Origin of the sequence: Glycocaulis sp., from assembly GCF_050485565.1 — a bacterium.
In the GTDB taxonomy this organism is placed as follows: Bacteria; Pseudomonadota; Alphaproteobacteria; order Caulobacterales; family Maricaulaceae; genus Glycocaulis.
The window spans coordinates 80,844-94,396 of record NZ_JBJHBQ010000001.1 but is presented as its reverse complement, the minus strand read 5'-3'; the positions used below and the strand labels follow the sequence as shown (position 1 = coordinate 94,396).

The window sequence follows — 13,553 nt, the reverse complement described above, 5'->3', positions numbered from 1 at the left end:
TCTGTTGAGGGTTCTGCCCCCGCAAGGTCCGCCTTGCGGGGGTTTTTCTTTGCCAGGATTGTAAATTGTGGAATTCTCGTATAATTTGAAAAATACGTAATTTCGGGATTTAAGACATGGCTGACCCGCTGACAATGAGTGCTACCGAGTTCTCCCGCCAGTTTGGCCGGGTGAAAGAGGATGTGCGCGAGCACGGCGTAGTGCGTGTCATCAGCCATAACCGGCTGGTGGGCGGCTTCCTGTCGCCGCGTGAGCTTCAGCTTTACGAAAGGCTCAAGCGCGAGCAGCGTGAAGTCATCCGGGCAGGCGAGGTGCCTGATGATCTGGTGGACGCACTGCACGAGCAACTGGCCAGAACAGACAGGTAATCGGGCGTGCTCATTCCCGAACCTGAAGCGGGTCTTGTCATCCGCTACAGCTTTCTCTGGAGTCACGAGGCACAGCAGGGCGCTATTGAAGGCAGCAAGGACAGGCCGTGTGCCATCATTCTGGTGGTTCAGACACCCGGCGCGGAGACAAGACGGGTATCGGCTCTGCCGATTACGCACACCCCACCTTTGGCGGCCGATGCCATCACCCATCTCAAGCTAACGCCTGCCGAGTGCAAACTCGCGGGCCTGGATGACGCAGAACACTGGGTAGTTCTGGCTGAACTGAACCGCTTCAGCTGGCCCGGCCATGATCTCAGACCGGTGCCGGGTAGCCAGAGCTGTGTGCATGGATGCTTGCCACACGCTAGCTATCGCCGGATCGTTTCAGCATTCCTTGCGTTCGATGATGCGGTGAAGCAAGGGCGAAGCGAGGACCGGCACACCACACAGCGAGACGAGTAATGCACAACGACCTTACCGATATTGCCGGCCTCAGCGTCGGACAGGCCGAGGACAAGGCCGTGCGCACCGGCGTCACGCTGGTCCTGTTCGACGCGCCTGCCATAGCGGCGGTGGATGTGCGCGGCGGCGGGCCGGGTACGCGTGAGAGCGATGTGCTGCGCCCCGGCGGGCTGGTCGAGGGCGTGGACGCCATCGTGCTGTCGGGCGGCTCGGTATACGGGCTGGGCGCGGCGGACGCGGTGTGCGCGAGCCTTGGCGCGCAGGGGCGCGGCTATGCGCTGATGCCCCAGCCGGGCGTACCTGCCTCGCCCATCGTTCCGGCCGCGATTCTCTATGATCTGGCCAATGGCGGCGCCAAGGACTGGGGCGACAGCCCGCCCTATGCCCGCCTTGGCCGCGCCGCGCTGGACAATGCCGCGCTTCGCGCCCCGGTCCGGCTTGGCCGGGCAGGGGCCGGGTTTGGCGCACGGGCGGGGGCACTTCCTGGCGGCACCGGGTCTGCCAGCGCAAGATCGCGCGACGGTCACACCGTGGCGGCGCTTGTCTGCGTGAACAGTTTCGGCTCGGTGCGCGTACCCGGCACACAGCAATACTGGGCCGCACCGTTCGAGCGTGATGGCGAGTTTGGCGGGCTTGGCTGCGCGTCCGGCCCGGTCGCTGATCTGGAAGACTGGGGCGAAGCGAAGTTCAATCCTGGCCTGCGCACCAACACCACGCTGGCGATCATTGCGACCGACGCGGCGCTGACACCCGATCAGGCGCGGCGCATGGCCATCATGGCGCAGGACGGCATGGCGCGCGCCATCCGCCCGGTCCACACGCCGTTTGACGGTGATGTGGTGTTCGTAGCCTCGACAGGGCGTATCGCGCTGTCCGGTCCGGAGCCCTTGTGCATCGCTGGCCTGGGCAGTCTGGCCGCCGATTGTCTGGCACGGGCCATCGCGCGCGCCGTCCACCATGCCTGCATGACAGGCGTGTAAGGTTTGTGAATGCTGTTTACGGCAAATGGGCTGCAACGAAATGGGGCAGCCGTGCGTTTATTGTCAGCGGTTCGAACGGCAATTTTGGTGCCTTGAGGTCTGTTATTGCTTGACGGGAAGCCAATTAGCTGTTGGCTTTCCTTCGCGGTTATTCCGTGGGGGCTGCTGATAACCGGGGCACGAAACGCGCCGCCGGCCTCTCTGATGGACAGGTCATTGATGGAGATTATGACGATGAAAAAGTTGGTTCTGGCTGCTTTCGCCGCAAGCGCGATTCTGGCCGCCTGTGAGGAGCAGGGTCCGGCAGAAGAAGCGGGTGAGGCGATTGACGAGGCATTGGGCACCGAGGAGCAAAACCCGGTAGAAGAGGCGTGGGACGATACGACCGACGCCGCTGGCGAAGCCTGGGACGATACGACCGATCAGGTCGAAGAATGGGCTGAGGACGCCGAAGAGGCCTGGGAAGAGGCCACTGAGGAAAGCCCGGAAGACGGCGCGCCTGAATAAGGCTGGTTATGCCGTCTTAAGTGACAGGCAGAACCCCGGATCATCCGATCCGGGGTTTTGTTTTGGCGATTATCCACGTTCTCAACGCGCTTGCGCCTTGTTAATCTCATGCCGGTGGGGAGGTGGCAGAATGAGCGCACGCGCGCTTTTCATAACAATGCCGGTCTTGATGCTGGCGCTGGTTGTAGCTGGTGCTGCACACGCGCGTCAGGCGTGGAGCGATGAGCATGCCGCCGATCTGGCCGACGCGCTGGCCGAGGTGTGGACGCACGGGCTGACCCCTGCCCACTATCCCGCACCCGGCGCGGTCGTGTCGCTTCCGGCAGGAGCGGAACGCGACGCCCTTGCCAGCGACGCCTTTCTGGCGCTGGCGCGTGATCTGGCGGCAGGGCGCATTGATCCGCGCCAGCTGGAGCCTGACTGGACGGCCCCCGCGCGCGTCCCCGATCTGGATCTGGTGCTGGCAACGGCCCTGCGTGAGAACACGGTGTTTGACACGCTGGAGGGGCTTGGCCCGTCACATCCCGACTATATGGCGCTGCGCCGCGAGCTGATCCGCCGTCATGCCCTGCTGCGCGCCCACACACCGATTGCGCACGGGCCGTGGCTGGCGCAGGGCGATAGCGGCGAGCGTGTGGATGCCTTGCGTGCGCGCCTCTTCCAGGAGGGTCTGCTGGCTGTCAGGGGCGAGGCCGGAGCGCCCTTTGACGAGACATTGCGCACGGCCCTGATCCGCTTTCAGGCACGCCATAACCTCGCCACGGACGGGGTGGCCGGACCGTCCACCATGCGCGAGCTGAACACGCCGCCGCGCCACCGGCTCGATCAGGTGCGCGCCAATCTGGAGCGCTGGCGCTGGGTGCCGCGCGATCTGGGCGAGCGCCATATCCGGGTCAATCTGGCCGACTACCGGCTGGAGGCGTGGTCGGGCGGGCAGGTGGAGCGCACCCACCGCTCCATGATCGGGCGGGGCTATAACCGCACGCCGGTCTTTTCCGAGGACATGACCTTCATCGAGATCAATCCGGTCTGGTACACGCCCACCAGCCTTGGTGCGCCGTGGCTGCGGCGGTTTCAGACCAATCCGGGCTATGCGCTGGCCTCCGGCTACCGGCTGGTGGACCAGTCAACGGGCGGCGTGATCAGCCCGTCGCAGGCCGACTGGGTCAATGGGCGCTACCGCGTCATTCAGGTGCCCGGGCGCGGCAATTCGATGGGGGAGGTGAAGTTCATGTTCCCCAACATCCACAATATCTACATTCACGATACGCCCCAGCGCGCCCTGTTCGATCAGGTGCAGCGCAATGAATCGGCCGGCTGTGTGCGCGTGGACGAGCCACGCGAGCTGGCCTGGTGGGTGCTGCAGGGCGAGGAGAGCTGGACCCGCGAGGCGATGGAGGAGGCGTTCGACAGCGGACGCACGCGCCGCGTCTGGCTGCGCAATCACATCCCTGTCCATATCCTCTATTTCACCGTCGTCTCCGACCGGTTCGGCAATGCCCGCTTCATCCACGATATCTATAATCGTGACCCAGCCCTGATCGCGGCGCTGGACGCCGATGCGCGCGGGGACAGCGCGGTGGAGGAAATGGCTGTCACACATCCCTCGTCCTTCGAGACGCTTTCTGCCGAAAGCTCCTCAGGATGAGGGATTCTGGTCTTTCCCGCCCCTCATCCTGAGGGTGAGCGATAGCGAACGTCTCGAAGGACGAGGGGCGGCGGCTCATTCCCGCTCACACACGCGTTTGCGCATTGCAGCAAGGAGCGCTAAACGCGTGAGCTTTCCAACGCCCAAGGGAGGCGCGTGAAACGATGCGGCATTTCCTGTCTACCGCTGACTGGTCGAGACAAGAACTTCAGGCCCTGATCGACCGTGCGCGCCGATACCGGGAAAGCCCGCAAGGTGATGCGCTCAAAGGCAAGTCCATCGCGCTCGTCTTCTTCAATCCGTCCCTGCGCACGCGCACCTCGTTTGATCTGGGCGCCCACCAGCTGGGCGGCCATGCCATCGTGCTTGATGCGCGCGGCGGCACCTGGCCGGTCGAGTTCGAGGACGGGGCCATCATGGACGGCACGGCCGAAGAGCACGTGAAGGAGGCGGCGCGCGTGCTCTCCTCCTACGTTGATCTCATCGCGATCCGCTGCTTCCCGAAGTTTGAGAACTGGACCGCCGAGCGCGAAGATCCGCTGATCACGGCCTATGCGAAATACGCCACGGTTCCCGTCATCAACATGGAAACCATTGTCCATCCCTGTCAGGAGCTGGCCCATATGATGGCCCTGCAGGACACGATCGGCGATGTGCGCGGCAAGGAGTTTCTCCTCACCTGGGTGCCGCATCCCAAACCGCTCAATACGGCGGTGGCCAATTCCGCCCTGCTGATCGCGTCCAAGTTCGGCATGAATGTGCGCCTTCTGATCCCGGACGAGGTCTACCGCCTCGACCAGCGCTATATGGATGCAGCAGAGAAATTCTGCGGCGATGCCGGCACCTCGCTGACCGTCACCACGGACGTGAAGGCCGCCTATAGCGGCGCACACGCGGTCTACGCCAAGAGCTGGGGCGCGCTGCCCTTCTTCGGCCAGTGGGACGGTGAAGCGCCTTATCGCGCCAAGGGCGCAGGCTTCATGATTGACGACGCCAAGATGGCGCTGACCGATAATGCGGTCGTCAGCCACTGCCTGCCCATGCGGCGCAATGTGAAGATTGCCGACTCGGTTGTGGATTCGCCCGCCTTTATTGGTCTGGCCGAAGCGGAAAACCGCCTGCACGTGCAAAAGGCGATCATGGAAACCCTCGCCAATGGAGCGGTGCCGTGATCGGAAAACCTGCAGACCATCACGCATCAGAACGCGGCGGCGCGGCTGTGCCGGTACGCTCGGCCATCGTCCAGCTTCTCTCCCAGATGCGCGACGGCAAGGAGATACGCGAGTATCTGACCCGCTTCTCGCGCCTCGATCAGGAGCGCTTTGCCGTCATCAAGGTCGGCGGCGCGGTGATGGAAGAGGAGATGGAGGCGCTGTCAGCCTCGCTCGCCTTCCTGCAGACGGTGGGGCTTGCGCCCATCGTGGTGCATGGCGGCGGGCCTCAGCTGGACAAGGCGCTTGGCGATGCGGGCATCGAGACGGTGAGGAAGCAGGGGCTTCGTGTCACCCCGCCAGACGCCATCCCCGTCATTCGCGATACGCTGACGCGCGTGAACCTGGAACTGGTGCAGGCGATCCGCGATTGCGGCGGGCGCGCCGCCGCGATTCCTTCAGGCGTGTTTGAAGCCGAGCTGATGGACGAGGGTGAGCTGGGCCGGGTGGGCGATCCCACCGGCGTGCGCCTTGAACTGGTCGCGGCTGCCGCACGCGCCGGGCAGGCCCCGATACTGGCCTGTCTTGGCGATACGGCGGACGGGCGGCTGGTCAATATCAATGCCGATGCGGCGGTGCGCGCGCTGGTCCACGCGCTGCAGCCCTACAAGATCGTCTTCCTGACCGGCACCGGCGCGCTGCTGGATGAAGCGGGCAAGCCCTTGTCCGCCATCAACCTCGCCACCGATTTTGACGAGCTGATGGGCGCGGACTGGGTATCGGGCGGGATGCGCCTGAAAATGGAAGAGATCAAGCGCCTGCTTGATGACCTGCCGCTATCGAGTTCCGTCTCCATCACCGCGCCCGGAGAGCTGGCCAAGGAGCTCTTCACCCATGCCGGGTCCGGCACGCTGGTGCGCAAGGGCGAACGCATGCTGGAAGTGACGCGTAAAGCCGATCTTGATACCGCGCGCGCCGCCACGCTGATCGAGACCGCTTTTGAACGCAGACTGGTGGACGGGTATTTTGACGCGCTGGCGTTCGACCGCGCATTCGTGACCGAGAGCTACCGCGCGGCGGCCATCACCTCCCGGCTCGATGATGTGATCTATCTCGACAAGTTTGCCGTGCTCGACGATGCGCGCGGGGAGGGCCTTGGCGGGGCGGTCTGGCGCAGGCTGATCGCCTATGCACCGCGCCTTTACTGGCGCTCGCGTACCGATAATCCGGTCAACGAGTTCTACTTCGCCACCTGCCATGGCGCAGTGAAGACCGGCCACTGGACGGTGTTCTGGCGCGGCGAGGATGATCTGTCGCGTATTCCCGCCATGGTGGAGCGCATCGCGGCCCTGCCGCCGACGCTGAGGAGCTAGGGCCATGCTGAAAGTTGGCCTTGTGGGCGCGCGCGGACATACCGGCAAGGAGCTGGTGGCCATCCTGTCGCGCCGCAGCGATATGGAGCTGGTCTTTGCCTCCTCGCGCGCCATGGCGGGTGAGCCGGTGTCAAACCTCGCCCCTGAAGCGCGCGCTGGCCTGATCTTTGAAGCCATGGGACCGCAGGACGTCGCGGCGCGCGGCGCGGACGCCGTCATACTGGCTCTGCCCAATGGCGAGACCGCGCCTTATGTTGCCGCGGTTGAAGCGGCTGCGCCAGGTACGATTCTGGTCGATCTCTCGGCGGATTACCGCTTTGACGACAGCTGGACTTACGGCCTGCCCGAGCTCTACGGGCGGGAGCATCTGAAAGGTGCCACGCGCATCTCCAATCCGGGCTGCTACGCGACCGCAGGCCAGCTTTGCGTGCATCCGGTGCGTGACCTACTGACCGGCCCTGCCCATCTGTTCGGCGTGTCGGGCTATTCCGGCGCGGGCACATCGCCCAGCCGCAAGAATGATCTGGAAGCACTCAAAGACAATCTCATGCCTTACAGCCTGACCGGGCATCTGCATGAGCGCGAGATGAGCCGTCATTTGGGCCATGAGGTGCGCTTTTCTCCCCATGTTGCCGCCTTCTTCCGGGGCATCACCCTGACCGCGCAGCTGAACTTTGCCGCGCCGGTGACGCTGGAAGCGCTCAAAAGCCGCTATGCGGACGCCTATGGCGGCGAAAAACTGATCCGCCTCTCCGACGCCATCCCGGAAATCCGCGACGGGCAGGATATTCCCGGCGCGGTCGTCGGCGGCTGGTCTGTGGGGGAGGGCGGACGCAATGCGACGCTGGTCTGCGCGCTCGATAACCTCCTGAAGGGCGCCGCCGTACAGGCTGTGCAGAACCTTGCGCTGGCGGCCGGGCTGGAGGAGCTGGGCGGGATCGCCTGAGGCTTGTCCGAGGCTGGCCGGTCACAATCTCGCGCTCGGGGGCTGTTCCTGCGCGCGTATTGCGCCATTTTCTGTGTCAGTAGTCCGGCAAAGGATGATCCCTCATGCGCCTTCTCGCCCTTCTTGCCGCCGCCTTACTGATGGCCTGCTCGGACAGTTCTGCTGGCACCGCGCAAGAGGCTGGCGAACCCGCCACCCTGCCGGAGGGTCAGGCCCGCGCGATCCTCGCCTCTGGCTGCTTCTGGTGCACCGAGGCCGATTTTGAACGCGTCGATGGGGTAATCGATGTGGTCTCCGGCTTTACGGGCGGCCATGTGGAGAACCCGGAATACCGCCAGGTGGTCAATGGCAATACCGGCCATGTCGAGGCGGTCGAGATCATCTACGACCCGCAAATCGTGAGCTATGAGGCGCTGCTTCATCATTACTGGCGCAATGTCGATCCGTTCGACGGGGGCGGGCAGTTCTGCGACCGGGGGCCGGCCTATGCGCCTGCCATCTTCACCCTCGATGAGGCGCAGCGCGCCGCTGCCGAGGCCAGCGCCGCCCAAATCGAGGCCCGCTTTGGCCAGCCTCTGGCGGTGCGTATCCGCGAGGCTGAAGCCTTCTGGCCAGCGGAGGATTATCACCAGAACTATGCGGCGAATAATCCGATCCGCTATCAGCGCTACCGCTTTGGCTGCCGGCGCGACCAGCGCCTGCGCGAAATCTGGGGCAATGAGGCGGGCGGTTACTGAAGGGCCTCGTCGCGCGCCTCGCGTGACAGGCGGACTGCATCTTCGAACTCATCGGTCCGGACCACGGGCCGGTAGCCTTCTGCGATGAAGAGCTGGTAGTGGCGCTCCCGCCCGCCGCCGAGATCAATGCGGATATCGCCGGCGCGTTCCATCTGGGCAAAATCGAACGCCATCACCGGCACTTCCATAGGCCGTTCTGACGCGATCAGGACAGGGCCGTCATAGCCGGCCGGCAGCGCCCAGCCCTGTTCGGCATGATTGGTAATGCCCGCATAGCGCATCCACATGAAGAAGCCGGCATTGATGGCCCCGCCATAGCGCTGCATCTGGTGGAAATCATTGCGGTTATCGAAGACGAGCGTTTCCATGCCCATGCGCTCCACGGCCTCTGCCAGGGCAGTTGCGGTTTCCGGCCAGCCGCGCACCCGCTTGAAGGCGTTGGCAAGGCCCACCTGCTCGGTCAGGGCCGGGCTCATGGCCAGCGTGGCAAAGCTGATCCCGACAAGTGTATGCAGCGCGATCGAGCCGATCAGCACCCAGCGCCGCCAGCGCGGACCCTGCAGCAATACGGCCACGACGATGATGGTGGCGGCGGCATAGGCGCTGGCTGCCCAGTTGGCATGGGCGCGGCTCAAGAATGCCTGGCCCGTGACAACCAGAATGGCAGGCACGCAGAAGCAGGCCAGCACGATGAGGCGCGCGTCGGCGCTGCCCTTGCGCCACTGGTGCACCAGCACGACGAGGATCGCCACCAGCGCGATGAAGAAGGCCGGGCCGAACACGCCCATCTGGTCAACCAGGAAGGAGAGGGACTCGCCGGGATTGAACATGTCCGCGCCCCAGTTGGCATTGGCCGCCGTGTGGGAGACGGTCGCAAAGTCATTGCGCCAGTTCCAGATAAGGTTCGGCGCCAGGATCAGCCCGGCCAGCGCCAGCGATACCAGAAGGCGCGGGCGAATGAGCGCGCGGCGCGATACCGGATCAAGGATCGCCGCCAGCGCGAGCCCGGCCGCGAAATAGCCCATGGCATACTTGGCCAGCATGCCAAAACCGAACCCGGCACCCAGCAGGACAATAGCGCTCCAGCCCGCCCCTTCACGCAGGCGGACAAATCCGTAAAGCGCCAGCGCCCAGCAGGTCAGCAATACCGCATCGGTGGAGATGACGGCTGCCGACAGCCAGACCGAGGGCAGGGTGATCCAGGCGATGAAGGTCCAGGCAGCGGCCACCCGGCCAAACAGCCTGTCTGCGCTGAGCGCCAGCAGCAGCGCAGTTGCGGTATGAAGCAGCGGCGCGGCGAGCCGGATCGCCCAGTCCGAATCGCCGAACACGGCCGTGGTGGCGGCGATGATCCAGGCGATGAGCGGCGGCTTGGAGAAATAGCCCCAGTCCAGATCACGCGACCACACCCAGTATTGTGTCTCGTCGGCATAGAGGCTGGACGGGTTGACGATCAGCCCGGTGATCCGCGCCGCTAGCAGCAGCAGGCCAAACAGGCCCGCCGCCAGGACAAGCCTTTGCGCGGTCAGGATAGCCTTGAAATCGGATAGCGAGGTCATGGGATGCGTCGGGCCGGGCAGCGTCGAAGAATAATGGTCTTCACCCTTCATATAACGTCCACGCGGACAGCGCATCCGGCTTGCGCCTCTCATTGCAGGCACGGCCCGCATAAGGCGTTGCCGAGAAGACACGGTATCACAGATGAAGCCGCAGCCCCGGTACAGGCCCGAAAGGATGAAAGGAGGGCTTAAACGCGCAAACGGACGCCGGAAATTGACGCATTGCTTTGAATTTGCATCGGTGCTGGCGCGACAGGTGCTCCGTGTGCGTCCTTACAGCCTGTTAATAAGTCGGTAGCGTTGAAATAAAACCTTCACACTTGTGTCACCGAACCGACTCCCAGCGCTCGTAAGCGGTCTCCCGAACGCCCGTATTCCGGCGGGCTTCGCTTCATTTTGGTCGATCCAGGGGGACCTTACCTATGAAACTCTTCAAGAAGTTTGCCTATGGCGCTTCTGTGGCCGCGCTCGCCGCGATGGCCCCGGTTGCTGCCGTACACGCCCAGCAGACCTCGTCGGAGCTGCGCGGCTCTGTCGTTGACGTCAACGGTGCGCCGGTTGCTGGTGCACGTATCACCATCATCCACACGCCGACCTCCACCGCCAGCGTCGCCACCACCGGTGGTTCGGGCGCTTTCCTGCAAACCGGCCTGCGCGTCGGTGGCCCCTACACGCTCGTAATCAGCGCAGAGGGCTTTGAAGGTGAAGCTCTTGAGGGCATTTCGCTGGCCCCTGGCAGCCAGGCTCCGCTGCGCATCACGCTGGCGCCGGCCACGGCCGAGGTCATCACCGTAACCGGTCAGGCGGTCAGCCGTCAGGATCTCAATTCCGGCGTCGGCTCAAACTTCACTGCACGCGATCTTGCCAATCAGCCCTCGATTTCGCGCGACGTGATCTCCACCCTGAACCGCGATCCGCTGGCCAGCTCACGCGGCCCGAACAACCTGTCGGTGGCCGGTGTCAACCCGCGCTTCAACGGCGTGACGATTGATGGCGCGCGTCAGCAGGACGCGTTTGGTCTCGGCTCCAACACCTTCGCCACCGACCGTTCGCCGATCAATATCGACATCGTCGAATCGGTTGCGCTCGTGGCCTCGGACTACTCTGTGACCTCGTCGGGTTTCACCGGCGGCCTGGTGAACGTGACGACCCGCGGCGGTACCAACGAGTTCGACGGGTCTGCCTTCTACTACTATCGCGACCAGGACTGGGTCGGCAGCTCCGCTTTCGGCGGCGAGGAAAACTTCAACCCGGGCGAGTTTGACGAAAAGGAATACGGCATCTCGGTCCGTGGTCCGATCATCCGCGACCGCCTGTTCTTCTCCTTCTCCTATGACCGTTTCGAGACCGCCCGCCTGCAGGACTTCACGGCGGACAACGCGGCACGCGGCATCAATCCGCAGCTCTTCCCGGTGCTGAACCAGATGGTCCTGGACACCTACGGCATCGACATGCTGGGCCGGCCCGAACAGACCGCCATCCCGGAAGAGACCGAGCGCTGGTTCCTGCGTGTTGACTGGAACATTGATGACAATCACCGCCTTCAGCTGAACTATCAGCAGACGGAAGACGGTGGCGTCAGCAATGTTCGCAGCAACTTTGACAGCAACTTCATCTCCGCCTGGTACGACACGCCCACACGGCTGGAAGCTTACACCGCCCAGCTCTTCTCTGACTGGACCCCGGAACTGTCGACCGAGCTGCGCGCCAGCTATATCGATTTCGCTCGCGGTCAGAACTGCCGCGCTGCGGACAATGTCGGCCAGCTCGAGTTCCGCCTGAGCCCGGCCAACGTTGTTGGTACGCCGCTGGAAGGTCTGCTGACCTCCAACAACACCATTATCGGTGGTTGTGACCGTTTCCGTCACGCCAATATCTATGAAGATCAGCGCCTGCAGCTCTTTGCCCGCGCCGACTACACGTGGAACGACTTCATCTTCACGGTTGGCGGCGAATACGAAAACCTTGATGTTTTCAATGCCTTCGTCGAGCGCTCACGCGGTTCGTTCATCTTCAGCGGCGCCAATGCCGGTCAGGACATTCTCGATCGCAACGCACTGGTCGAGTACCGCAACGTGCCGTCCAACAACGCGAACGATGCAGCGGCTGCTTGGGGTTACGCTCGCTGGACCGGTTTCAGCCAGGTGCGCTGGCAGGCTCTGCCCAACCTGGAGCTGAGCGGTGGTCTGCGCTATGAGCGCATTTCGACCGATGACCGTCCGACCTTCGATCCGACCTTCGAGCCGGCAGTTGGTATCACCAACACCAACACCACGGACGGCCTCGATCTGTGGATGCCGCGTTTCAGCTTCCGCTGGGACGCTCTTGACCGCACCACCGTGACTGGCGGTTTCGGTCTGTTCGCAGGTGGTGACCCGGCTGTGTGGACCTCGAACTCCTTCCAGGTCCCGGCCGTGTTCGCTTCTGGCAACTTCGCCGGTGTGACGGGCAACTCCGTCCCGCAGGCTCTGCTTGACGCGGTTTCTGGTGGTACGCCGCTGGCCATCGACGCCACGGACCCGAACTTCTCGATCCCGTCGGACTGGAAGTACTCGCTGCGCGTCGAGCACGCGTTCGACCTTGCCTTTGGCGATTTCGACCTCGGCCGCAACTATGTGCTGACCGCCCAGGTCATCCACACGCGTGGCAAGGACGGTTTCCTCTGGCGTGAGGCGGCCCAGACCAGCCAGCAGCCCTTCGCCCAGACGGGTATCGCTCCTGACGGCCGTCCGATCTACGCCAACCTGCAGGCGCTGGGCGTGTCCAACCGCACCATCCTGACCAATCAGGCTGGTGACGAGAGCACGACCTTCACCGTCTCGCTGGCCAATGAGTTCGATAACGGCTTCGGCTTCTTCGTCTCCTACGCCAACCAGGACATCCAGATGATTACCGAGGGTTCATCCTCGCGCGGCATCTCGTCCTTCCGTGGCCAGGTGTCGCCGGACATGAACTTCCTGAGCCCGCGCACCTCGATCTATCAGGTGGAGCACGCTTTCAAGCTTGGCTTCTCCTATGAGCGCGAGTTCGTCCGGGACTTGGCCACTCGGTTTGACCTGTTCGGTTCAATCAACTCCGGTTCGCCGTTCACCTACACTTACACGAACGACGACCGTAGCTTCCAGGGCTTTGCCATGTTCGGCAGCCCGGGCAATGGCGAACGTCCGTTCAACAACAGCCCGCTTTACGTCCCGACAGTGAACGATGCCCGGGTGGTTTACGGGGCCGGGTTTGATCTGGCAGGCTTCAACAACCTCGTCGAAGCACAGGGCCTTGCCCGCGGCCAGATCAACGAGGTGAACTCCAACACCGGTCCGTGGCAGCAGCGCTGGGATCTGCGCATCCAGCAGGAACTGCCGGGCATTCCGGGTGCGAGCCGGTTTGTCGGTGACAACCGGTTCCGGGTTGTGTTCGACGTTGAGAACGTCCTGAACCTGCTGAACTCCAGCTGGGGTACGCGCGTGAACTCGCCGGGCAACGGTCAGCAGCCCATCGTGCGGTCGGATCTGGTCAGTGCCGCTGACGTGGCCGTGAACGGTGTTGACGGTGCTACGGCCCTGACCGGTGATGCGCCGCGCACCACCTGCCAGGCGGCGTCGGACTGTCTCTACCGTTACACGCGGTTCGCTGAGCCTAGCCTGACCGGCGACCGGAGCCTTTCGGGTTCGGTCTGGCGTGCCCGCATCGGCCTGCGCTACGAGTTCTAGTAGCCAGCCTTTACGGCTTTGAGACCAAGGGGAAGGGCGGCTCATCCGAGCCGCCCTTTTCTGTTGGCGGGTTGCGGGATTTCCTATCCGCTTAACCTCATCGCTACGCCTT

The 13,553-nt window shown here is 63.7% G+C and carries 11 protein-coding genes; 10 read left to right on the top strand and 1 reads right to left on the bottom strand.

Annotated features, from left to right (window positions below):
* Positions 1–116 precede the first annotated feature (116 nt).
* From ACQ5ID_RS00415 to msrA, 9 genes are all read left to right on the top strand, one after another.
* Complete coding sequence (locus tag ACQ5ID_RS00415) at positions 117–368, top strand: hypothetical protein (RefSeq protein WP_371392505.1); 252 nt, start codon at positions 117–119, stop codon at positions 366–368.
* A gap of 6 nt (positions 369–374) precedes the next feature.
* Positions 375–833, top strand: a complete 459-nt coding sequence (locus tag ACQ5ID_RS00410) for a hypothetical protein (protein WP_429910507.1) — start codon at positions 375–377, stop codon at positions 831–833.
* Positions 833–1,813, top strand: coding sequence for a P1 family peptidase (locus ACQ5ID_RS00405; protein ID WP_429910506.1), 981 nt, complete (start codon positions 833–835; stop codon positions 1,811–1,813). Before ACQ5ID_RS00410 ends, ACQ5ID_RS00405 begins: the two co-directional genes overlap by 1 nt.
* A 234-nt stretch (positions 1,814–2,047) precedes the next feature.
* Positions 2,048–2,320 carry a hypothetical protein gene (locus tag ACQ5ID_RS00400; RefSeq protein ID WP_429910505.1) on the top strand — a complete coding sequence of 91 codons (273 nt, stop codon included), beginning with the start codon at positions 2,048–2,050 and terminating at the stop codon, positions 2,318–2,320.
* A gap of 130 nt (positions 2,321–2,450) precedes the next feature.
* The gene (locus ACQ5ID_RS00395) at positions 2,451–3,968 is read left to right on the top strand and encodes a L,D-transpeptidase family protein (protein ID WP_429910504.1); all 1,518 of its coding nucleotides are present in this window, start codon (positions 2,451–2,453) and stop codon (positions 3,966–3,968) included.
* 164 nt (positions 3,969–4,132) lie between these two features.
* A complete protein-coding gene (locus ACQ5ID_RS00390) occupies positions 4,133–5,140 on the top strand; it encodes an N-acetylornithine carbamoyltransferase (RefSeq protein ID WP_429910503.1) in 1,008 nt (335 codons plus the stop codon).
* The gene (locus ACQ5ID_RS00385) at positions 5,137–6,492 is read left to right on the top strand and encodes an acetylglutamate kinase (RefSeq protein WP_429910502.1); all 1,356 of its coding nucleotides are present in this window, start codon (positions 5,137–5,139) and stop codon (positions 6,490–6,492) included. The genes ACQ5ID_RS00390 and ACQ5ID_RS00385 overlap by 4 nt, the downstream gene beginning before the upstream one ends.
* Before the next feature lie 4 nt (positions 6,493–6,496).
* Complete coding sequence (gene argC, locus ACQ5ID_RS00380; protein WP_429910501.1) at positions 6,497–7,438, top strand: N-acetyl-gamma-glutamyl-phosphate reductase; 942 nt, start codon at positions 6,497–6,499, stop codon at positions 7,436–7,438.
* 104 nt (positions 7,439–7,542) lie between these two features.
* Positions 7,543–8,175: a peptide-methionine (S)-S-oxide reductase MsrA gene (gene msrA, locus ACQ5ID_RS00375; protein ID WP_429910500.1), complete on the top strand. Its 633-nt coding sequence runs from the start codon at positions 7,543–7,545 to the stop codon at positions 8,173–8,175.
* Here msrA and ACQ5ID_RS00370 read toward each other — a convergent pair.
* Positions 8,169–9,785, bottom strand: a complete 1,617-nt coding sequence (locus ACQ5ID_RS00370) for an ArnT family glycosyltransferase (RefSeq protein WP_429910499.1) — start codon at positions 9,783–9,785, stop codon at positions 8,169–8,171. The two genes, msrA and ACQ5ID_RS00370, sit on opposite strands and share 7 nt — an antisense overlap.
* A 371-nt stretch (positions 9,786–10,156) precedes the next feature.
* Between ACQ5ID_RS00370 and ACQ5ID_RS00365 the strand changes: the two genes are divergently transcribed.
* Positions 10,157–13,441, top strand: coding sequence for a TonB-dependent receptor (locus tag ACQ5ID_RS00365; RefSeq protein ID WP_429910498.1), 3,285 nt, complete (start codon positions 10,157–10,159; stop codon positions 13,439–13,441).
* The last annotated feature ends 112 nt before the right edge of the window (positions 13,442–13,553 follow it).

What these genes read in the sequence shown, in the direction of transcription:
- ACQ5ID_RS00400 (WP_429910505.1), top strand. Translation starts at nt 2,048, where the DNA reads ATGAAAAAGTTGGTTCTGGCTGCTTTCGCCGCAAGCGCGATTCTGGCC.
- ACQ5ID_RS00395 (WP_429910504.1), top strand. Translation starts at nt 2,451, where the DNA reads ATGAGCGCACGCGCGCTTTTCATAACAATGCCGGTCTTGATGCTGGCG.
- ACQ5ID_RS00365 (WP_429910498.1), top strand. Translation starts at nt 10,157, where the DNA reads ATGAAACTCTTCAAGAAGTTTGCCTATGGCGCTTCTGTGGCCGCGCTC.
- ACQ5ID_RS00390 (WP_429910503.1), top strand. Translation starts at nt 4,133, where the DNA reads ATGCGGCATTTCCTGTCTACCGCTGACTGGTCGAGACAAGAACTTCAG.
- ACQ5ID_RS00415 (WP_371392505.1), top strand. Translation starts at nt 117, where the DNA reads ATGGCTGACCCGCTGACAATGAGTGCTACCGAGTTCTCCCGCCAGTTT.
- argC (WP_429910501.1), top strand. Translation starts at nt 6,497, where the DNA reads ATGCTGAAAGTTGGCCTTGTGGGCGCGCGCGGACATACCGGCAAGGAG.
- ACQ5ID_RS00405 (WP_429910506.1), top strand. Translation starts at nt 833, where the DNA reads ATGCACAACGACCTTACCGATATTGCCGGCCTCAGCGTCGGACAGGCC.
- ACQ5ID_RS00370 (WP_429910499.1), bottom strand. Translation starts at nt 9,785, where the DNA reads ATGAAGGGTGAAGACCATTATTCTTCGACGCTGCCCGGCCCGACGCAT.
- msrA (WP_429910500.1), top strand. Translation starts at nt 7,543, where the DNA reads ATGCGCCTTCTCGCCCTTCTTGCCGCCGCCTTACTGATGGCCTGCTCG.